Origin of the sequence: Leptothoe sp. PORK10 BA2, assembly GCF_034932105.1 — a bacterium.
Taxonomy (GTDB): Bacteria; Cyanobacteriota; Cyanobacteriia; order Phormidesmidales; family Phormidesmidaceae; genus Leptothoe.
This window is the reverse complement of the sequence record NZ_JAYGIG010000114.1, coordinates 174,613-194,895: the sequence shown is the minus strand read 5'-3', so window position 1 is coordinate 194,895 and position 20,283 is coordinate 174,613. Positions and strand designations below refer to the sequence as shown.

General features: G+C 50.7%; 20 protein-coding genes. 6 read left to right on the top strand and 14 right to left on the bottom strand.

From position 1 onward, the window contains the following. Positions 1 to 17: 17 nt before the first annotated feature. Positions 18 to 887 carry a universal stress protein gene (locus tag VB741_RS15700; RefSeq protein WP_323366119.1) on the top strand — a complete coding sequence of 290 codons (870 nt, stop codon included), beginning with the start codon at positions 18 to 20 and terminating at the stop codon, positions 885 to 887. Between the two features lie 36 nt (positions 888 to 923). Here the strand turns inward: VB741_RS15700 and VB741_RS15695 are convergent, their stop codons facing one another. The 5 genes from VB741_RS15695 to VB741_RS15675 all read right to left on the bottom strand — a co-directional run bounded on the left by VB741_RS15695 (position 924) and on the right by VB741_RS15675 (position 7,126). After that, complete coding sequence (locus tag VB741_RS15695) at positions 924 to 2,444, bottom strand: serine/threonine protein kinase (protein ID WP_323366118.1); 1,521 nt, start codon at positions 2,442 to 2,444, stop codon at positions 924 to 926. Between the two features lie 325 nt (positions 2,445 to 2,769). Then, complete coding sequence (locus VB741_RS15690; RefSeq protein WP_323366117.1) at positions 2,770 to 4,278, bottom strand: serine/threonine protein kinase; 1,509 nt, start codon at positions 4,276 to 4,278, stop codon at positions 2,770 to 2,772. A gap of 140 nt (positions 4,279 to 4,418) precedes the next feature. Next, positions 4,419 to 4,865, bottom strand: coding sequence for a hypothetical protein (locus tag VB741_RS15685; protein WP_323366116.1), 447 nt, complete (start codon positions 4,863 to 4,865; stop codon positions 4,419 to 4,421). A 363-nt stretch (positions 4,866 to 5,228) separates the two neighbouring features. Beyond that, entirely contained in the window at positions 5,229 to 6,353 is a 1,125-nt protein-coding gene (locus VB741_RS15680) for an anhydro-N-acetylmuramic acid kinase (protein ID WP_323366115.1), read from the bottom strand. A 68-nt stretch (positions 6,354 to 6,421) separates the two neighbouring features. Then, positions 6,422 to 7,126 (bottom strand): potassium channel family protein, encoded by a 705-nt coding sequence (locus VB741_RS15675; RefSeq protein ID WP_323366114.1) that lies wholly within the window; start codon positions 7,124 to 7,126, stop codon positions 6,422 to 6,424. A 241-nt stretch (positions 7,127 to 7,367) separates the two neighbouring features. Here VB741_RS15675 and VB741_RS15670 point away from each other — a divergent pair, with 241 nt between their 5' ends. From VB741_RS15670 to VB741_RS15660, 3 genes are all read left to right on the top strand, one after another. After that, positions 7,368 to 8,531, top strand: a complete 1,164-nt coding sequence (locus tag VB741_RS15670; protein WP_323366113.1) for a GuaB3 family IMP dehydrogenase-related protein — start codon at positions 7,368 to 7,370, stop codon at positions 8,529 to 8,531. 563 nt (positions 8,532 to 9,094) lie between these two features. Further along, positions 9,095 to 9,415, top strand: coding sequence for a thioredoxin (gene trxA, locus VB741_RS15665; protein ID WP_323366112.1), 321 nt, complete (start codon positions 9,095 to 9,097; stop codon positions 9,413 to 9,415). Between the two features lie 506 nt (positions 9,416 to 9,921). After that, complete coding sequence (locus tag VB741_RS15660; RefSeq protein WP_323366111.1) at positions 9,922 to 10,986, top strand: LOG family protein; 1,065 nt, start codon at positions 9,922 to 9,924, stop codon at positions 10,984 to 10,986. Between the two features lie 47 nt (positions 10,987 to 11,033). On the opposite strand, the gene VB741_RS15655 is transcribed toward VB741_RS15660, so the two are convergent. The 8 genes from VB741_RS15655 to prfB form a co-directional block, all read right to left on the bottom strand. Next, positions 11,034 to 12,587 carry an N-acetylmuramoyl-L-alanine amidase gene (locus VB741_RS15655; RefSeq protein ID WP_323366110.1) on the bottom strand — a complete coding sequence of 518 codons (1,554 nt, stop codon included), beginning with the start codon at positions 12,585 to 12,587 and terminating at the stop codon, positions 11,034 to 11,036. A 457-nt stretch (positions 12,588 to 13,044) separates the two neighbouring features. Further along, positions 13,045 to 14,361, bottom strand: a complete 1,317-nt coding sequence (locus VB741_RS15650) for an aminopeptidase P N-terminal domain-containing protein (protein ID WP_442786374.1) — start codon at positions 14,359 to 14,361, stop codon at positions 13,045 to 13,047. Positions 14,362 to 14,384: 23 nt separating this feature from the next. Continuing rightward, the gene (locus tag VB741_RS15645) at positions 14,385 to 15,143 is read right to left on the bottom strand and encodes an MBL fold metallo-hydrolase (RefSeq protein WP_323366108.1); all 759 of its coding nucleotides are present in this window, start codon (positions 15,141 to 15,143) and stop codon (positions 14,385 to 14,387) included. 127 nt (positions 15,144 to 15,270) lie between these two features. Further along, entirely contained in the window at positions 15,271 to 15,882 is a 612-nt protein-coding gene (locus tag VB741_RS15640; RefSeq protein ID WP_323366107.1) for an anthranilate synthase component II, read from the bottom strand. A 28-nt stretch (positions 15,883 to 15,910) separates the two neighbouring features. Beyond that, complete coding sequence (locus tag VB741_RS15635; RefSeq protein WP_323366106.1) at positions 15,911 to 16,354, bottom strand: diacylglycerol kinase family protein; 444 nt, start codon at positions 16,352 to 16,354, stop codon at positions 15,911 to 15,913. 277 nt (positions 16,355 to 16,631) lie between these two features. Further along, positions 16,632 to 17,144, bottom strand: coding sequence for an rRNA maturation RNase YbeY (gene ybeY, locus VB741_RS15630; protein WP_323366105.1), 513 nt, complete (start codon positions 17,142 to 17,144; stop codon positions 16,632 to 16,634). Between the two features lie 5 nt (positions 17,145 to 17,149). Further along, positions 17,150 to 17,341, bottom strand: a complete 192-nt coding sequence (locus tag VB741_RS15625; RefSeq protein ID WP_323366104.1) for a DUF3285 domain-containing protein — start codon at positions 17,339 to 17,341, stop codon at positions 17,150 to 17,152. A gap of 55 nt (positions 17,342 to 17,396) precedes the next feature. Further along, positions 17,397 to 18,522, bottom strand: a protein-coding gene (gene prfB, locus VB741_RS15620; protein WP_442786371.1) for a peptide chain release factor 2 whose coding sequence is annotated in 2 segments (ribosomal slippage) — positions 17,397 to 18,446 and positions 18,448 to 18,522 — 1,125 coding nt in all. Because the reading frame shifts where the segments join, the coding sequence is not laid out codon by codon here. 80 nt (positions 18,523 to 18,602) lie between these two features. Between prfB and VB741_RS15615 the strand changes: the two genes are divergently transcribed. After that, entirely contained in the window at positions 18,603 to 19,229 is a 627-nt protein-coding gene (locus VB741_RS15615; RefSeq protein WP_323366103.1) for a TenA family protein, read from the top strand. A 40-nt stretch (positions 19,230 to 19,269) separates the two neighbouring features. Here VB741_RS15615 and VB741_RS15610 read toward each other — a convergent pair whose 3' ends face one another. Then, on the bottom strand, positions 19,270 to 19,851 hold the full coding sequence (locus VB741_RS15610; RefSeq protein WP_323366102.1) for a 2'-5' RNA ligase family protein: 582 nt from the start codon (positions 19,849 to 19,851) through the stop codon (positions 19,270 to 19,272). A gap of 137 nt (positions 19,852 to 19,988) precedes the next feature. Here VB741_RS15610 and VB741_RS15605 point away from each other — a divergent pair, with 137 nt between their 5' ends. Continuing rightward, complete coding sequence (locus tag VB741_RS15605; protein WP_323366101.1) at positions 19,989 to 20,255, top strand: YciI family protein; 267 nt, start codon at positions 19,989 to 19,991, stop codon at positions 20,253 to 20,255. The last annotated feature ends 28 nt before the right edge of the window (positions 20,256 to 20,283 follow it).

The following is a 20,283-nucleotide window of genomic DNA, read 5'->3' as shown; positions in this document are numbered from 1 at the left end:
GGGTGGGGTAGAGCCAAATGTTTAAGCGTGCGTTAGTCTGTACTGACTTTGAAGATAGCCTGCAAAGGCTGATCATGTTTATTCCTGATTTGGTTCTGTCTGGCTTAGATAAGGTCGTTTTTTTTCACAACGTATCCCTGACTAACGAGCGTGAAATTCCGAAGGTGGATGACGAGGCGTTGGTTCAAGCACGTGAACGATTGGCGGCTGCAAGCGAGGCTGTCCTGCCGGAGGGAAAGTCAGTTATCGTTGATGTTCGCTCAGGTCGGGTGGGTGACAATATTTTAAAAGCAGCTCGTTACCATAGTGCTGACGTCATTTTTCTAGGCACCCCCACTCGGTCTCTCTTGACGGAAAAAATATTGGGTAGTACGGCGACGGGGATTGCCAATCAACTGGAGATACCGTTGTTAATTTTGCGTCCTCAGCTGGTGGCGACTTACCGAGATCAAGAACTAGCCCTACGTTGCCAAACGTTGTTTACCCATTTGTTAGTGCCCTACGATGGCAGTAATAGCGCTAAATACTTAGTGTCACAGATTAAGGCCGCAGCCCAATCGGCTGATTATCCTAGACAATGTACGTTGTGTTGGGTTATCGATGATTGCATCCGTGTGGAGTTGCAAGAGTCAAAGGATACGGTTCAAGCTCAGCTTGAGAGCATCAAGGCTGATTTGGAAACAACTGGAATGGAAGTATTTACTGAAATTCGCCAGGGCAATCCCCAGGGTGAAATATTAAAGTCGGCGGAAGTAAATGATATTTCTGCGATCGCAATTTGTTCAGGTAAATCTAAAGGCATCTTGAAATGGTCAGTGCCCAGTTTTACTAGTGCCCTACTGCGCTCAAGCTGGTATCCTGTAATCCATTTTCCCCGAGCGACCTAAGTCATGGGCTAGAGGCCGCAGACCTAGAGCAGCAGGTTAAACATCGGAGTGCATTGACTCAAAGCTGAGTAGCATCTGGGGCTTCAACTTATCATTAAGTTCCGTTTTGAGTATATTCTTACTTTCCTGGGGACCCCCTATGGGCATAATGCTTCGCGCCATCAGCACCCACTCCTTTAGAAGTTTGCGTTGAGGCGGAGCAATGTGTAAACGCCGAAAATTCATAAACTGGTTAGGAGCCTCCTTGGAGAAAAAGAGTACGCGGTAGGCCCCCTCTTCACCTAAGTGCCAAATGAATTTTTGATTTCCAGCATTTTTTAGATCCAAATAGCTCGATAGCCATCGCGCCCCTTGGGCCTTACTATAAAATGCCGTCACCCAAAGAATCATCGGATAGGGATTGCGCACACATAGAAAATTATTTGAACTGGTATTAGTAATCCGCTGCTCAATTTCTAGCGAACCTAACATAGCCCACAGAGTGGGTAACTCACTGTGGCTCATGGTGAGCAGTTTGGGAAAAGCAATCTCAGCAACAGGGGTATGGGGAGGCCAAACCTGTAGCCGACAAAACCGATCCTCCTCGGAACCGCTGAGGACCTCATGTTTAGGAACTACGCGTAGTTCTTTGAGGGTACCCCTGATTTGTCTACCCAGATCAATGGAGCGGCTAAATCGCTTTTCTAACGGAGACAGATGGTCAAGAAGTTGGCTAACGCTACTAGGACGATGGGAACGATCCTTAGCCAGGCAGCTCATAATAGCATCCTTAATCAGCCTAGGGATGGGACCGTAGGGCGATTGATCATCCAACGGAATGGGCTCTTGGGAGCGATGGGCCTTGTACCAACCACCAAATGTATTATTGTTGGGGCGAAAGGGTAAAGAACCCGTCAGCATTTGATACATCATGACACCTAGGCTATAAATATCAGAACGTCTATCTAGCTCTTGTCCCTCCATCTGCTCCGGAGATGCATAGGCCAAGGTCCCCATAAAGCTACTGGTTTGTTCTGTGTTATCAAGTTCCATTAGTTTGGCAATGCCAAAGTCCAGAATCTTAACCAGCTCACCGACACTGGCACTGTCGGTGACTAAGATGTTACTGGGCTTAATGTCTCGATGAATAATAGGAATGACCTGGCCATTTAGAATAATGCCCTTATGGGCTGTTTCTAGCCCTAAACAAATTTGGCGAATAAAGTCTAGAAAACGAGGAATGGGTAAGGGGCTAGGCTGAATCACTTGGCCTAAGTTTTGCCCCTTCAGATACTCCATGACATAAAAGGGAATTTCGTCATCGGTAACACCATAATCCGTCACCCGAACGACATGCATACTATTGTTACCCAGCTGAGCACAGGTCATGGCCTCCCGCAGAAATCGCTGGGTCATTTGCTCATTGAGCAAGGTTTGGGCTAAAAATTTAACCGCTACCGGAACACCCCCCAACAACATATCTTCAGCCAAATAGACTTTTCCCATGGAACCTTGACCAATGGAATCCATGAGTTCATAGCGATTAGCCAGTCTGCGACCGAAGTTATTTTCTGTCATTTAACGCTGCGATTCTAAGCCAATAATTACATAGCGTTGGGCCTACTACTCAAGACCTGGCAGTATCCTATAATCGCCCAGCTTGATCAGCCATAGGACTTGCAAATAGCCTACATCAAAGGATTTACCGTAGTCGCTGCCGTGCATACTTAAATAGGATTAAGGCAGACTAACCACCCTACTATTATGGGGGCTCGCCCCTAGGGAATGACTGTCAACTAGGCAATAATCACCACAAAAGAAAGGTGATGCAGAGTTACCCCTTCTTCAAAATACCCATTTTCCCTAGCATAGGGCTATTCATCACAGGTGGACATACCAACGTTCACCAAAGCATCTGGGGTTTTAAGCGATCATTTAGCTCTCTTCGCAGCATGGTTTTACTGTCATGGGGACGGCCCACTGACATCGCTGTGCGGGCTCTGATGGCCCATTCCTTGAGCAGTTTTCGCTGGGGAGATGCGATGTGTAGAGGACGCACATTAATAAACTGATTGGGTGTCTCTTTAGCAAAGAATAGAACTTGATAATGGCTACTTTCGCCTAGGTGCCAAATGAACTTTTGATGGGTTGGTTTTTTCAAATCCAGATAGCTTGAAAGCCATCGCGCCCCTTGGGTCTTACTATAAAATGCGGTCACCCACAGCACCATCGGATGGGGGCTAAGGGTACATAAAAAATTGTTGTACCCTGTGTTACTAATACGTTGCTCAATTTCCTGCCCTGGCAACATAACCCACAATGTCGGTAGCTGACGATTGTCCATTGTCAGTAGTTTGGGAAAAACGATCTCGGCAACGGGTTTGTCCTGAGGCCATGCCTGCTGTCGATAAAACCAATCCTCATCGGCTTGTAGAGTCGCTTGGATGGCAGCTTTTGGGGTCTGTTCAGCGGACTTGGAGTCGGCGGCGCTGGAGGAGGACTGACTGGAGGAGGACTGAATAGAGGAAGACTGAATAGCTCCTTCAATATAGGTCAGCAGTTGCCTAATATTGCTAGGACGTTGGGACGGTTTTTTGGCCAGACAGCCCATGACTGCATCTTTTAGACGCTTCGGCAAGGCTCCATAGGGCGATAGGCCATCTAACGGCTTAGGAGCTTGGGAGCGATGGACTCTATACCACCCCCCAAAGGAGTCAAGATTATCGGGACGAAATGGCAAAGAGCCTGTCAGCATTTGGTACATCACAATGCCAAGACTATAAATATCAGACCGATTATCGAGTTCTTGTCCCTCCATCTGTTCCGGGGATGAATAGGCCAAGGTGCCCAAGAATGTACTGGTTTGCTCGTTATTGCCAGCTTGCATCAGTTTGGCAATACCAAAGTCTAGAAGCTTGACAAGTTCCCCCACACTGGCGCTTTGGGTGACTAAGATATTGCTGGGTTTAATGTCTCGGTGAATAATCGGAATTAGCTGTCCGTCGAGGATAATCCCTTTGTGGGCCGTCTCTAAACCTAGACAAATTTGGCGAGTAAAGTCGAGAAATCGTTTGACTGGCAGGGGATATGGCTGGAGCACCTGACTCAGGTTTTTCCCCTTGAGATACTCCATGACGTAAAAGGGAATTTCGTCGTCGGTCACACCATAATCCGTGACTCTGACGACATGCATACTATTGTTGCCCAACTGGGCACAGGTCATCGCCTCATGCATAAATCGCTGGGTCATTTGCTCGTTGAGCAGGGTTTGGGCCAAAAATTTGACCGCAACCGGAACATCCCCTAGCAGCGTATCTTTAGCCAAATAGACTTTGCCCATGGAGCCTTGACCGATGGCATCCGTGATTTCATAGCGATTAGCCAGTCTGCGACCGAAGTTATTATCTGTCATTTAACGCTGCGTCTCATTCGAGCCCATAGCCCATACAATGGGCCATTTATCCATACACCCCTGGGGACAATTTCCCAGGGTGAATTTGGGTGCAACTTACAAAATGAACCATCACATGAGCCTGAAATGAGCCACAGGGTCTAACCCGGATGGCGCTCAACAATGGCTTCCATGGTGCTGGTTAAATGATGACCAGCCATGATGCCGCCGGAAAAATGGTATTGGTTGGGACTCAAGCGATAGAGGGTCTCAAACCCTGTACGCATCTGTCTATCCTGGAGCGCCCAATATTGTTGAACAATGGACATGGGAGCAATCCAGCCTTCACCTTCTACTCGACCGAGGACGCTATGTTGCAGAACAAAGGTGTATTGGCGATCGCTACCGGTGATTCGTCCTTTGTACTGTAGGGAAATATCGTCTAGTTCTCCATTGGGAAAAACGAGCTTGGTGACCATGGTGAACCAGTCATTACTGTTCCAGGCAACTAGGATTTTACCTTTGACGGTCATCGGCAGTAAATCCTTAGCTAACCAATTACCTTGAAGGGTCCAGCGTCCTGGTTCGATCAGAAAACTGTGATTCACGTGTTCTCCCTGATGGTTTTATGACGATTTGTACAGGCCACTATCGATCGTTTCTGGCTGGATTTGACTATCTGCTGAATAGGTTCGATGGATGGCCACCTTAGCTAATGCTATTTAATGGGTATGGTGGCCGCTGACTTTGTGCACTACGAACACAAAGTGATACACCTGGGGTGCTAACCCATGAAGCACTGGCTAATTCAGGTTGTCGGGTTGAGATTGCCAACGGTTTACGGATGATCTAACCCTGAAAATGATTGCCTCCTCAGAATAGATGAAGACCCAGAGTCTTGCTAGCGGGATTGAACGACGGCGTGCCTGAATCCCTGCCCTTTTTTCAAACTTTTTTGAACGACGTCATTCCTAAACCCTATGGACTTGCCCCAGTAAACAGGGTTGCCGGGCTCCGGTCACGGCCATCAGGTTGCCGGGGTGCTGGTGCCAACGCCAGTAGCCGAGAATGGCAAAGGCAATGGCTTCTTTAAAGCTGCTGTCAAGACCCACGTCATCGGTAGTGAGTAGGGGGATATTGGGTAGCTTGGCTTGTATTTGCGATCGCAAATACCCATTACAACTCCCACCGCCGCATAGCAAAACCTCATCGGGCAAACGAGGTAGCTGACGGTAGCCATGGACAATGGTGGCAGCGGTAAAAGCAGTCAACGTGGCGAGAAAATCGACCTGACTGAGGTTTATGGCCTGGGCCTCCTGCCAACACCGGTGACCATAGTCAGCCCCAAATAGTTCCCGCCCCGTGGATTTGGGTGGGGGCTGCTGAAAAAATGGCTGGGTTAGCCACCGATCGATCAAAACCTGGCAAGGGTTGCCTTGGGCGGCCCATTGCCCATTGTGGTCATAGGTGAGGGCCCCCTGACTAAAGTGGTCAACGGCCCAATCAATCAGGGCATTGCCGGGGCCGGTATCCCAACCCATAATGCCAGGGGGCGGGGCACCGGTTCTATCCCAAGGGGGTAAGTAGGTGAGGTTACCAATGCCACCAATGTTTTGCACACAGCGATGGCGGTGGGGATGGCTCAGGAGGCTGGCATCTACCGGGGGCACCAGGGGAGCCCCCTGACCTTGAGCGGCGATATCGGCAGCTCGAAAATTGCTGATGGTGGGGGTTTGAGTGAGCGACGCAATCAGTTCACCCCGCCCCAGCTGGCAGCTGTAGCCCAACTGACTGGCGGTAGGAGGACGATGAAAAACAGTCTGGCCATGGGAAGCAATGAGATCCGCTGCTCCCAACTGCTGGGCCGATTGGGCAAATGCGATCGCAATCTCATCATCCATGGTCGCCATGTCAGCCATGGACAATGAGGCTCCACCACAGACTGAGAGGATGCGATCGCGCAGCCCAGGTGGATAGTCAGCACTGTGGGTGGCCAGTAGCTCAAACTGGACACCATAGCCCGTGCCCGTAACCTCAACCAACGCCGCGTCAATACCATCAACGGAGGTGCCGCTCATGAGGCCAATGACTTTCATCCTTTCCTAACCACCCCAATCATGCAATATCCGCCGTAGAACTAGATCAATCCCCATCGCCCCATCACCTACATCGGCAATTTATCAATGCCCTTATTGGCTCCCACCACCACCATCAGAGAGCCCGCCCGCAGCCGCGTCACCGGGCTAGGATTAATATCAAACTTATCCATGGCATGCTCCTTGCTGACGGCCATCAACGTCAGACCGTAGTGGTTCCGCAAATCCAGCTCAACAATGGTCTTACCATCAAATTCCCGAGGCACCACCACCTCCACAATGCTATGGTCGGGATCGAGTTCAAATCGGTCCAGCACCCCTGGCCGGGTCAGGGAACGGGCTAATTCGCACCCCATCTCAAACTCTGGAAACACCACATGGTCAGCCCCCACCCGCTGCAAAAGTTTGCCATGGATTTCAGTGGACGCCTTGGCCACCACATTGGCCACCCCCGCCTCTTTCACATTCAGCGTAGTAATAATGCTCTCTTGAATGTAGTTGCCAATGGCCACAATCACCGTATCAAAATCAGGAATACCCGCTTCCTGTAACGCCGAGGGCTGAGTTGAATCCAGTTGAACCGCATGGGCAGCGATTTGATCCGTCAATACCTGGGCCACACGATACTCATCAGAATCAATCCCCAAAACCTCATAACCCATACCATGCAAGGTCATGCAGACCGCTCGACCAAAGCGCCCTAGACCAATAACCGCAAACTGACGATTATTAGCCCTCAGATTCCTAAAAAACTTTAGTGAAGATAAATTCACGGTGGTTACCCATAACTCAATAACAGGAAGGGATCTTGCTCTAGAAGGAAATCCATTCCATAAGTCTATGGTCGAGCATACCCTGATTAGTCCATTAGCATCGGGCTGTCATGAAACCAATAGAAAACCAATAGAACAGGCACAGACTCACCCAAATTCCTCAGCGACCTAGCAACAAACAATTGAGAATAGATTTCTTTCTTTGCTAGGCTTACCTAATGATCTTGGGAAGGAGAGATAAGTGAATATTCAACTTGGTCGTGGCAAAACAGCAAGACGTGCCTATGGCATTGATGAAATCGCATTGGTGCCCGGACCCAAAACCCTAGATCCCGAATTGGCCGACACCCGTTGGACCCTTGGCAATATAGAACGTGAAATTCCCATTATTGCCAGCGCAATGGATGGTGTAGTAGATGTTCGTATGGCGGTGGAACTCTCAAAGCTGGGTGCCTTGGGGGTACTAAACCTAGAGGGCATCCAAACCCGTTACGCCGATCCCAACCCGGTGCTGGACCGGATCGCATCCGTGGGAAAAGAAGCATTTGTGCCCCTAATGCAGGAAATCTACGCCCAACCAGTACAACCAGAACTAATTCAGCAACGGATTGCAGATATTAAATCCCAAGGGGGGATTGCAGCGGTTAGCCTCACCCCCTTGGGCGCGGCTAAATACGGTCAAACAGTAGCTGACACCGAGGCCGATCTCGTTTTTATTCAGGCAACAGTGGTGTCCACCAACCATCTATCTCCTGAAGCAGTAGTCCCTCTAGATTTAGCTAAGTTCTGCTCTGAAATGCCCATGCCAGTAATTTTGGGCAACTGCGTCACCTACGAAGTCACCTTAGACCTAATGAAGGCTGGAGCTGCTGGAGTACTCGTTGGCATTGGCCCTGGGGCCGCCTGTACCTCACGGGGGGTACTGGGTGTGGGTGTACCCCAAGCCACCGCTGTCGCAGATTGTGCAGCGGCTCGAGATGACTACCAGCGGGAAACCGGACGCTATGTTCCCGTAATTGCCGATGGCGGCCTGGTGACCGGGGGGGACATCTGTAAATCCATTGCCTCTGGTGCCGATGGGGTGATGATTGGCTCTCCCTTTGCCAGAGCCGCTGAAGCTCCTGGTCGAGGCTTTCATTGGGGGATGGCCACCCCTAGCCCTGTCCTACCGCGAGGGACGCGCATTCAGGTGGGGACCACCGGCAGCCTGCAGCAGATTTTAAGGGGTCCAGCGGGTCTGGATGATGGCACCCATAATTTGCTAGGGGCATTAAAAACGAGCATGGGCACATTGGGAGCTAAGGATCTGAAGGATATGCAGCAAGTAGAGGTGGTCATTGCCCCTTCATTGCTCACTGAAGGAAAGGTTTACCAAAAAGCTCAACAATTGGGGATGGGCAAATAGATTGGGTTTAAAACAGGCAATTTTTGTCAAGCAAGAACCCATTATTTTGGAAATGATAATAACGTTTTCAAAGGCAACCTTAGTTAACAAAAAATTGTTTTGTGAAGGCAGGATTTATCCCCCAGCATGATCGGCATCACTGCCCATGATGACCGCCATCACCACCCCCATTTTTTCTTGCAGACACAATAATACGAAACGTAAAGCCCTCACCAGACCTAGGATGTAGGGGATGGCAAAAGCTGAAACTTGACCTACAATAGTACAGAAAGCGGAGACGAAAGTTTCCGTTCACTCCTCACACCACACTCCGCCTAAACCTATTTGGTTTAGGCGGTTCCTATATGGAGCACCGATATAGATAAAATGCCAATGTTTTAGGCATTTGGATGCCCCTAGGAAGGTGGCCAATCATAATTTCAAATAAGTAATAAAACGTTGACAGAGAATACAGACGCTCATAACGAGTTATTCTTAAGGTTGATTTCTTCAGTGCTGATATGAGTCACAGGCCAAAATCAGCTATGGTAAGAATCTGATATTTGACAACAAGGAATTTAAGGATGTCAGCAGCACAAGTCACAGATTCGACATTCGACCAAGAAGTTATTAAGAGTGAGCTGCCGGTGCTGGTAGACTTCTGGGCGCCCTGGTGTGGTCCTTGCCGGATGGTTGCCCCCGTGGTGGACGAAATCTCTGAGCAGTACGACGGCAAAGTGAAGGTTGTCAAGGTCAATACGGATGATAACCCCAAGATTGCTAGTCAATATGGTATCCGCAGTATCCCCACACTGATGATTTTCAAAGACGGTCAGCGCGTTGACATGGTGGTTGGTGCTGTCCCGAAAACGACCCTGGCAAATACCCTAGAAAAGTATCTATAGATTCTGAATAGCTACACTTGAGGGATCAGCCACTTTTAGTAACTCCCTGAGAGATTGTGGGAATAGCAAGACATTTAGCTCACCTATAGGTGTGTTCTATGGATTCGGCAGCTCTAGTATTTTTAATGGTCTCAACAAGTAAATGTTGAGACCATTATTTTTGGCAATGTTTCAGAACAGCTTGAAAGCCTCGGTGAGAAAACTACAGGTTTGATCGCGTTGGTCATCTTGGTTAGAACAATTCATATCCCTTGAAGGCGTTAGGCTACAGAGCCAAGGTGACGCACAAACGTCCTAATGCATCAGGACGTTTGCTATAACTTGAGCGTGGTTTAGTTTTATTCTTTAAGGTGGAAAAGAACTTTACAAGGAATTAATTGACAGGAATTAATTGACAACTGCAGTAGCATACACAAGCGGCCCAATTGCTGAAACATTGCCAACCTGGTCAAAGGGCCCAAAGGCTTTGAATCATAAGGTCAAACATCTTCACTAATGTGTGTTTTATGGTCACTTCTCCCACAAAATTACCCACTCACTTGCAAGAAAAGATTTCTGAAATCGTCACCCAACTGCCCTCCATGGAACACGGGGCATTAATCCAACAGATTTTAGAAACTCTGGTGAGAATGATTGGTCGGGAAGCTGATCGCTTGGATTGGAAGATTTTAAGCAATACATTGCAGGATATGGAGCTGGGTTTCCAGGGTTTTTATCCCCATCGCCACACGCGCAAAATTGCCATTTTTGGCTCGGCTCGCACTCCAGCAACCCATCCTGACTATCAGTTGGCCAAGGCATTTGCCCAACGGGCAGCCCACCAGGGATTTATGATGATGACCGGGGCAGGTCCCGGCATTATGGAGGCGGGGAATGAAGGGGCAGGGGCAGAGCACTCCTTTGGCCTAAATATCCAGCTACCGTTTGAACAAGGGTCTAATCCTATTATGGAAAATGATCCGAAGCTGCTCACCTTCAAGTACTTTTTTACGCGCAAACTGTTTTTTGTGCGCGAGTGTGATGCCCTGGCCGTCTTTCCAGGCGGCTTTGGCACCCAGGATGAAGCGTTTGAATCCTTAACCCTGGTGCAGACGGGCAAGGCAGAGCCCATGCCAATTGTGCTAATTGATCATCCCGGTGGCAACTACTGGAAAGGCTGGGATAGCTATGTGCGTGACCACCTCATGGCGAATCAGTTGATTAGCCCGGATGACCCCAGCCTGTACGTCATTACCGACAACATCGATGATGCGTGGCATGAGATCACCCACTATTATCGAGTGTTCCACTCCAGTAGATACGTGGATAATCGCTTAGTATTACGCCTCAATTCCTGTCTGAGGCCCGGAGCTTTAGAGGAACTGAATAACTTGTTTGGCGATATTGTCGCGGCGGGGAAAATTGAGCTGATAGACGCTTTGCCAGAAGAGGAAAAGGACGAGACGGCAGCCCTACCTCGCCTAGCTTTTCAGTTTAACCACCGGGATTTTGGCCGCTTACAGCAGCTAATTCGCACGATTAACACCCTAGGTGAGGCCTGTGAGGCGGCGGAGCACCCGGAGCATAAATAGGCAGGCCATTTTTGGTTAGATACTTAGCCTGGCCTAAAAAACCGTGCTCAAAACTCCCGCTGAATGTGGGTCAGAATTCCCTGTGCGATCGCATTAGCCATCCGACTGCGCCACTCCGGATCCCGCAGGTTATGAATGTCCTCAGCCCCTGTGACAAATCCAACTTCAATCAAAATGGCGGGCATAGAGGTCTGGCGAATCACATAGAATCGAGCCTGGCGCACTTGCCGGTCAGACATGCCCATGGTACGGAGCACAGTGTCATGAACCGTACGGGCAAAACGAGCCCCAGCATCTGAGTAATAGTAGGTTTCCAAGCCATTCACATCAGGCCGACTGAGGCTAATGGCATTGGCATGGAGACTGACAAAAAGATCAGCATTGGCCCGTTCCGCAACCTGAACCCGTGGGTCCAGATCTACCTCAATGTCACTATTACGGGTCATGACCACCTCCACCCCCTGCTCCCGCAGAATGGAGGCCACCTGTTGGGAGATCGGAAAAATCACCTGCTTTTCCTGCAAACCACCGATGCCAACGGCCCCGGGATCACGTCCCCCATGCCCCGGATCCAGTGCTACAACAATGCGCCCCTGGGGTACCTGGGGTAGAGCATTAGAGTCAGATGGCTCCTCCACGGAGGATGGGCGACGCGGCAATTCCCGAGGCGGTAAATTGTCGCCTGGGGGGCGAATGGTAATCGGATCGGCAGGGGCCGGAACAGTATCCCTAGGGGCGCCGCTATCGGGAATATCCCGAATCGCCACACCATCAGGCAGCACAGCAATCCCCCGAAAATTAGGGCTAATATCAGTCACAATCGCCCGCCAGTCAGGACTATCATCCCCCAGGGTAATGGCAATTAACACCGATGAATCGGTCTGGGATACCTCCCAGGTCTCAATGCTGTAGCGATTATTGGGTAACGCCTCTGGCGTTAGATTCGGAGCAATGGAACTGTTGGGTAGTTCGAAGATGATTTTGCGTTCTGGATCACGGCGGCGGGAACGACGAAGTCGGATCTCCGGCGCTTTGCCTGCCACCCGAATAAAAAAGCCATCGGCTGTGGCAACAATACTTTGCACCTGGGTGGCGGTGTCAGACAGATTACTAGCCCCATTATTATCGTCCGTCACCTGATTAGTAGACTGGTTAGTCGCCTGGGCCGTTTGCTCGGAACGGTCTGTATTGGCTGCTATCGAGCCATCGTCGGCGATTAAATCGGGCAGTTGGACAAACCACCGGCGATTGGTCTCGCCCCGCACCTGCACCTGCTGAGGATCTAGGGTATAACCCGGTGCCAATTCAATCACAATCCGAGCCGTTTGAGCATCCAGCTGCCCCACGCGAACTTCCTGTAGACCGGCCTGAAGCCGCTGTCGAGTAGTGGAGCTGGTCACCTGGGTATCCGGCAGATCAATCACCAGACGGGTGGGGTTAAAAATCAGCTGGGCCCTGGGCTGTACCTGGGTATCGGTGGTAAATGTCAGCCGATTTTCCTGTTGGTCAAAGCGCCAAAACTGAAGATTTGCCGCCTCTGCTGGCAAAGCAATCAAGGCCGCCCCCACAATACCCACAACACCGGCGGTCAACCTAGACATCCCTCGGGTGAACGCTTTAGAAAATAAAGGATTCCAATGCACAGCTTTAGTTCCTTTCAACAGTGATAATCCAAGGACTCGGTACATGCCTGGATCAGTCCAGAACATGCTCAGGTAAGCCCAGGATCAGCGTTGCAAAACAAGAGTAACCGCATTTGCGCAATGTTTGAGATATTGAACATCAAATTTGCGCGGGTTCTTGAACGGTTGATCTTGTGCGGTTTATTAAATGCCCCTTCCCTTGATTCATTGGACTTTGATCATTTCAGACAAGAACCTAGGCGCGACCCTAACGTCCGTCCATAGCCCACTCTCCATCCCTAGCTTCTCCAGATGAAACAAGCCATAGGGGAGGATCAACTGCTGGCCCATGATCGGCTGCTGACCCGTGGCTTAGAGTACCCTTAACAAAATCATTAAATGCAACCGGCCGCCAGCTCCCTAGGCGGTACTGAGTCTAACCCCGTTCTTCCATGGCGGCAAGGCTCTTGGGTACGGCTGCGGTGAGAATCTCGTGCCCCGTTTGGGTGACCAACACATCATCTTCAATCCGGATACCAATGCCAAGCCAGCGCGCGTCTAGGACTGGCTGACCTTCCTCTGGCTCATAGTTAGGGGAAATGTAAATACCGGGTTCAACGGTCACCACATTACCAGGGGCAAAGGGCTGCCACGTTTTATCTGGGTTGCGCAGGGTGCCCGCATCATGGACATCAAGCCCCAAAAAGTGGCCCGTGCCATGCATAAAAAAGGCCTTATGCTTTTTATCTTCAATCAGCGTGGCCACATCACCCTGGAGCAATCCCAAGTCTACCAATCCTTCGGTAATCGTCCGGGTAGCCGCATCATGGAAGTGATTAAAGGGCCGTCCGGGTTGGACCGCTTCAATGGCCTGCAGCTGGGCCTCTAAAACTAGCTCATAAAGGATACGCTGCTCAGGGGTAAAGCGCTCCCCCACGGGAAAGGTGCGGGTAATATCAGCGTTGTAATAGCCATAGGCGCAGCCTGCATCGATCAGCAATAGATCGTCCGGCTCCATTTGGCGCTCATTTTCGATGTAGTGCAAAATGCAGGCGTTGACACCGGAGGCCACAATGGATGGATAGGCCGGTCCTAGGGCTCCTTCCAGGCGAAAAATGTGCTCCATTTCCGCTTGGATCTCGTATTCATAGCGACCGGGGCGGGCCATGGCCATGGCATGGTTATGGGCCTTGGCAGAGATGGCAATGGCGGTGCGCATTTGATCGAGTTCGCTAGCGCTTTTGACCCGGCGAAACTGCTGCATCAATAGTCGACTGTCTTCGATGGCCACGGGGCCTCGGCCCCGCTTTGGGTACTTGCCTAGCAGCAGTCGCCATAGGGACAGGATACGCTGGTCTAGGGGGGCATCGTCCCCGAAGTGGTAGTACAGTCGGTCCGCATTTTCGACGTATTGGGGCAGCTTTTCGGCCAGTTCTTCAATCGGATAGACTGCATGGGCCCCATACTTTTCCTTGGCCAGGTCCACCCCCGCGCGATAGCCCGACCAGGTTTCTTGCTCCTTATCTTTGGGCCTGACGAACAGAACAAACTGATGCTCCCCATGGTGGGGGGCAAGGATTGCGATCGCACCCGGCTCATTAAACCCCGTCAAATAGAAAAAATCACTATTCTGACGAAATGGGTGATCCACATCGTTATGCATAACAGCGGTTGGCGCACTCCCAAAAATAGCCGTCCCTTGGCCAATGGCGGCCAAGACAGCCTGTCGCCGTTGTTGATAGTCTGGATTCATTGACATGTCAGCCGTTAAACCATTTAGGAGATCACCTTAATCCGCATCCCACTAGTGGGCAGACTCCTCGCTTGAATGGTTAGGCTACTGCCTACCCGATCCACGGGCGTGCCCGCCATCAGTCCAAGGAACTCATCCACAGCCTCCAGTTCACAGCTGCTACTGGCGGCACTGGTGCGATATTGGGTGGGGATAACCACCTTGGGTTGTAAACTCTCGACCGCAGCAACCGCTTCAGCCGGATTATACGCCTTGGGTCCACCCCCAACGGGCACTAGCAAAACATCAGGGCGACCAATTAAAATCTTATCCTCCAGGTCAATCGGAGCCGCGGCTCCCCCCAAATGCACAATTTTAATTCCAGCCTGGGACCACAGCCACGCTGTATTGGTGCCAAAGCGTCTGCCCCCCTCTCGATCGTGGGGCATCCCTACCCCCTGAACACTTAAACCATTAATTTCGTAAGCGCCGGGTTCATCCAGCAGTCTAACCGTCACCGACTCAGGAATAAATCCTTCATCCAGCAATCGGCTGCTGACTAAGACCAAGTCTGCCCCACCTAGGGAAGGTGCACTGTAGCCCTCGGTACAGCCCCGTGGATCAAAGGGATTAGTCAAAATAGTTTGACCACCACCAGCAAACTTGAAACACATGTGCCCCAGGGATGTAACCGTCAAGCTACCTGTTTGAGCTTGGTAGGTTTGCCAGTTAGAGGCAATTCCCAGACCCAGGGTACTAACCAATGCCGCACTGGCATTCTGAAGCAATTGCCGCCGTTTCATATGTCCTTACATCCCATTCAAATCAACTGTCCATGACTTGTTATAGTGCCATAGCCTTGGGACACTCGCTAAGCAAGATAGACAGTTTTATGGTTAGCCTGCCATGGCATAGGAATAGCGTACGCCCCTAAACGGCCACCGATAACCGCCTAGGAATAGCACTCAAGAAGTTCTGCAGTAGCCGTTTGCCAGACTGGGTCAACACACTTTCGGGATGAAACTGCACCCCTTGAATATGGGGATACTGTCGGTGCCGCAGCCCCATAATCGTGCCGTCCTCGATCCAGGCGGTGATTTCTAAACAATCAGGACAGCTATCGCGGTCCACTATCAGGCTGTGGTACCGGGTGGCCGTCAGGGGATTTTCCAAACCGGCAAATACCCCCTGGTTGGTGTGAATCACGGGAGAGGTCTTGCCATGCATCAGTTCAGAAGCCGCTGTAACGGTGCCACCAAACACCTGACCAATGCTTTGATGCCCCAAACACACCCCTAAGATAGGGACCGTCGGACCCAATTCCTTAATCAGTTCTAGGGAAATACCCGCATCGTTAGGAGTACCCGGCCCGGGGGAAATCAATATCCCGTCTGGTGCCAGGGCACGAATCTGTTCCAGGGTAATTTGATCGTTACGAAAAACCTGGATATCTGCAGCAAGGGCGAGGGCCTGCCCCAACTCACCTAAATACTGCACCAGGTTGTACGTAAAACTATCGTAATTATCAATGACTAAAATCATTGCTTGCCTAAAACTCAGTTAGCCTAGCTTAAGCGATTCCTACATTTAACAGCACCAACAGCGGCGGCAAGTAAATAAACATCGCCACCAGCAACGCCGCCATGGCCGAGATAAAGACAGCGCCAGCGGCACAGTCCTTCGCAATCTTAGCGAGTTCATGATAGGTCTGCCCCACGGTTAGATCCACCACGGACTCTAGGGCCGTGTTCATCAGTTCCATCACCAAAACAGCACTGATGGTGACCACCACCACCGCCGCTTCAATCGCTTGAATATGCAGCAATATTCCCAGACACAAGGCCACTAACCCAATAGCTAAATGAATCCGGAAATTTCGCTGGGTTCTAACGGCATATACAATGCCGGCCCATGCATAGCGAAAACTCGTAAACAGATCAGGCGCGACCTGCCAAGCAGTTTTGCTTTCCTTTTTACTTTTAGGAGCGGCTTGAAGGTTAGAGGAAATAGACATACACAAACCCTAGAGATGACATATATCAGTCCGTACAACAGCACTAAAACTGTGCAATTTAGTGGACAGAACCCACCACAGAATGTGGCAGTTTACCTAACTGGTCCATCAAACAAACTTGACTGCTTTTCGGACCCTTAATTAATCAAATCCCAGAACTGCTTAATTAGTTCCCAAAACAATTACTATTCAGTCATTTTTGCAAATTTTCATTAAAATCCGTAACCGTATATTACCTACCCAGGTTCAGTGATTAACATCTAAATCCTAAGAAATCCTAAGAAATTAAGTCGAGTTGCCTCAAAAGACTACTTTGCCTATCCAACATACTATTGAGGCTAGAGTCGTCAGGATGGTCCCATCCTAGTAGATGTAAGAGGCCATGGGTTGCTAACCAGGCGAGTTCTTGGGTGATGGAGTAGTTGGCCCCATGACGCTGGCGCTGGGCCGTTTCTACGGAAATAATCACATCCCCCAGGGGTAGGGGAGCGGCTTGGTACATTTCCTCAGCGCCCGGCATATCCGTTTCCTGGGCGGCAAAGGCCAAGACGTCAGTGGCTTTGTCTTGGTGGCGATAGGTGGCGTTTAACTGCTGAATAGTGGCGTCGTCCGTGAGTAAAAGACTGACTTCGTAGCGGTTAATGGGGGAGGCAGTGGGGGTGAGTTCAGTCAGCCACGCCCTGAACCAAGTTTGCCAAGTCTCCGGAGAAGGTAGTTCAGCCCGTTCTGTCTCCGACAGCGAGCCAACCGTCTCGACCCAGAGCTCTAATTCAAGGGGGGTAGGGGGCACTGAAATCATCGAGTGAGGTAGGCTAGGCCCACGAGTAACCCCATCAAGCCCACGGCCGTCAGAAAAAAATGGAATAGGGATTTACCGCCTTTTTTCACCATGTTGCGCATGGCTAGTTTGACGTAACTAGGTTGGGGCTCAGTGGGTTGAGGCTCGGTGGACTGAGCATCGACGGGAGGGAGAGGTGATTGGGTCATCGAGGGTACCAGTAAATATTAAGTAATGTATCAGTTCTGGCTGACAGGGTGCTGTCTACACTGGCGTGGCTTGGGTAATTTGATTTTCCTGGTGCAGCAATGCCTCAATAAACGGATCGAGATCTCCATTCATGACATCGTCCACCGCCGTAGTTTCGACATTTGTGCGCAGGTCTTTGACCATTTGATAGGGGTGAAAAACATAGTTGCGAATTTGGTTGCCCCAGGCGGCTTCTACCATGTCCCCCCGAATGTCAGCCACAGCCTGGGCCTGCTGTTCCTGGGCAATGATCAGCAACTTGGCCTTGAGTAGGGCCATGGCTTTTTCTTTGTTTTGTAGTTGCGATCGCTCCTGGGTACATCGCACCGACAGCCCCGTGGGCAGGTGAGTAATCCGCACAGCGGTCTCCACCTTGTTAACGTTTTGACCACCGGCTCCACCGGAACGGGATGTCTTAATTTCCAACTCTTTAGCCGGGATATCCAGGTTAATGGTATCGTCCAGCACCGGCATCACCTCAATCCCCGCAAAGCTCGTCTGACGCTTACCATTGGCATTAAACGGGGAAATGCGCACCAGGCGGTGGGTGCCCTTTTCCGCCTTCAGGTAACCATAGGCATAGCGGCCATCTATTTCTAGGGTGACCGATTTCAACCCAGCTTCATCCCCCTTAGATTCCTCCAACAGTTTGACGCCATAGCCATGCTGGGCACACCAACGGGTATACATCCGCAGCAACATCTCGGCCCAGTCCTGGGCATCGGTACCGCCAGCCCCAGCATTGATGGTGAGCACAGCACTATTTTTGTCATAGGGACCTGACAGTAACTGCTCTAGCTCCCACTGATCCAGGGCTTTCGCCAGGGTATTGACCGTTGCTTGAGCCTCGCTCAAAAGCGCTGGATCTGACTCCATTTCCAACAGCTCTGCGATGGTTTGAATATCCCCCAATTGGGTATTCCAGGTATGGAGCTGCTCCAGGTAAGACTTACATTCGTTCAGGATTTGCAAGGTTTGCTGCGCCTGTTCCTGATCATCCCAAAAGTCCGGTTGGGCAGCGACCTGCTCCAGGTCATCAATTTTTGCTTGGATGGCAGGCAGGTCAAAGATACTCCTGAGCTTTGCCCAGGCGGTTGGTCAATAGGTCGCTTTCTCGTTTTAGGTCGGCAAGATCTAGCATCGGGCAGTTAGGGCAAATCGGGTTGGAGGTATCCGTTAATTCTATAATGTCACCCGCAAACCAATTTGCCCCCATTCCCTATGGCCCTTTCCTCTAAGCTTTGGCAACAGCACCTAGATCTGGCCAACGATAGCCTGAACCATCCTTTTGTCCAAGGCATTGCGGATGGCACGTTACCCAAGGCGACGTTTGCCTACTATGTAGGCCAGGATGCTTTTTTTTTAGAAGCTTTTGCCAGGGCCTATAGCATTGCTGCGGCCAAAGCCCCCACATGGCAGAGTTTCCATGTGTTTCATGATTTGGCCGCCGGAGTCCTGGCGGAGCTTAAGCTACACCAAAGCTATGCCCAAAGCTGGCAGGTGGACTTAGCCCAGGTAACTCCAGGGACGGCCACCCGGCAATATACGGATTTTTTACTGGCGACTGCCTGGAGTCAGCCCATCGGAGTGACAGCAGTCGCCATGTCCCCCTGCATGCGCCTCTATGCCTACCTGGGGCAGCAGTTGGCCCAAGGGGGGGTGCCGACCCATATCTATGGGGACTGGATTGCCACCTACAGCAGTGATGAGTTTGAGCCCTTGGCCAGTCTGTTGGAAGCCATCGTGGACCAATATGCCGAAGACAGTGAGCTCATTCGGTCCACCTATCGTCATGCCATGGTGTGTGAACGGGACTTTTTCCAAGCCGCTTGGTGCTATCAAGGCTAGATTGTCACACTAGATCATCCCATCTGCTCCGAGGAGAACGCTAACTGGAGGTTACTTCTGGGTTGGAGGGCGGGGCCATAGGAGCCAGAGGGTAACGTTGAGAAATTTGCCAGTGGCGATCGTTATGGCACAGTAGGGTGAGCTCCATGGCCATGAAGTCAAACGTGATCGTCTTTTGCTGAAACTCTGGCCAAGCTTGGTCAAAAGCCGCTTTAGTCAAGTCCCGAAAGGCGACGGTCATGTGGGGGCAAAAGTTGGCATGGCGGCGATCTACAAAGCCGTAACTATTTTCCATGAACATCGCCAAGTCTTTCTGGAGGCCCATTAGGCCTGGACTTTGCACCACGTCAATGTAGATGACATGGGGTGGAAAGACTCCATAATTGCGGAGGGAGATCTCCATACCCGCTTGACCTGCCGCAAACCCCCTCAATCCCTCCGTCAGACTCCTAAGGTCCCGCTCGTTAGACCACTCAAAGGGTGCCTGTAATGTAATGTGAGGGGGCGAATTCAGGGCCTGACGGGAGCCATAGCACTGGTCAAAATAGCGTTTAATCTCATTGACTGAAGCTTGAATCTCAGGTGGGGGCACTAGGGCAATGAAGAATCGCTGCAAATCCATGGTTTGAACCCCAATGTTCCTACAATATGTCTTGAGTATATTTGCCAAATCTTTTGCAGTACCTATTTCCAGGGCGAGGTGCCAGGGGACTATAAATAGGCTGTTTTATCCACACCGTTTTATCAATCTGTTTGCTCATGGTCTGGTTTGTCAAAATTGAGCACGGCATTGTCAATAAAGCCACCTTTGATCAGTTTGTGCCAGCCCATGTGGACTATGTCAAAGGTCTCATCGCTAAAGGGCATCGGGCGAAAACTGGCTATTGGGCAGAGCGGGGCGGCGGCATGCTGCTATTCCAGGCGGCGTCCCTAGCCGAGGCCGAAGCCATTGTTCAAGCTGACCCACTGATTCAAAACGGCTGTGTAAACTACGAGCTGCATGAATGGTGTGTCGTCGTGGAATAGTTCGTATAATGGCAGACCGGGTGTTCTG

Excerpts from the sequence above, each read along its gene's own strand:
- VB741_RS15680 (WP_323366115.1), bottom strand. The coding sequence starts at position 6,353 with ATGAAAGTCATTGGCCTCATGAGCGGCACCTCCGTTGATGGTATTGAC.
- VB741_RS15625 (WP_323366104.1), bottom strand. The coding sequence starts at position 17,341 with ATGACCCAATCACCTCTCCCTCCCGTCGATGCTCAGTCCACCGAGCCT.
- VB741_RS15645 (WP_323366108.1), bottom strand. The coding sequence starts at position 15,143 with ATGAAACGGCGGCAATTGCTTCAGAATGCCAGTGCGGCATTGGTTAGT.
- trxA (WP_323366112.1), top strand. The coding sequence starts at position 9,095 with ATGTCAGCAGCACAAGTCACAGATTCGACATTCGACCAAGAAGTTATT.
- VB741_RS15615 (WP_323366103.1), top strand. The coding sequence starts at position 18,603 with ATGGCCCTTTCCTCTAAGCTTTGGCAACAGCACCTAGATCTGGCCAAC.
- VB741_RS15650 (WP_442786374.1), bottom strand. The coding sequence starts at position 14,361 with ATGAATCCAGACTATCAACAACGGCGACAGGCTGTCTTGGCCGCCATT.
- VB741_RS15610 (WP_323366102.1), bottom strand. The coding sequence starts at position 19,851 with ATGGATTTGCAGCGATTCTTCATTGCCCTAGTGCCCCCACCTGAGATT.
- VB741_RS15605 (WP_323366101.1), top strand. The coding sequence starts at position 19,989 with ATGGTCTGGTTTGTCAAAATTGAGCACGGCATTGTCAATAAAGCCACC.
- VB741_RS15695 (WP_323366118.1), bottom strand. The coding sequence starts at position 2,444 with ATGACAGAAAATAACTTCGGTCGCAGACTGGCTAATCGCTATGAACTC.
- VB741_RS15640 (WP_323366107.1), bottom strand. The coding sequence starts at position 15,882 with ATGATTTTAGTCATTGATAATTACGATAGTTTTACGTACAACCTGGTG.
- VB741_RS15635 (WP_323366106.1), bottom strand. The coding sequence starts at position 16,354 with ATGTCTATTTCCTCTAACCTTCAAGCCGCTCCTAAAAGTAAAAAGGAA.
- VB741_RS15700 (WP_323366119.1), top strand. The coding sequence starts at position 18 with ATGTTTAAGCGTGCGTTAGTCTGTACTGACTTTGAAGATAGCCTGCAA.
- VB741_RS15690 (WP_323366117.1), bottom strand. The coding sequence starts at position 4,278 with ATGACAGATAATAACTTCGGTCGCAGACTGGCTAATCGCTATGAAATC.
- VB741_RS15655 (WP_323366110.1), bottom strand. The coding sequence starts at position 12,587 with ATGTCTAGGTTGACCGCCGGTGTTGTGGGTATTGTGGGGGCGGCCTTG.
- VB741_RS15660 (WP_323366111.1), top strand. The coding sequence starts at position 9,922 with ATGGTCACTTCTCCCACAAAATTACCCACTCACTTGCAAGAAAAGATT.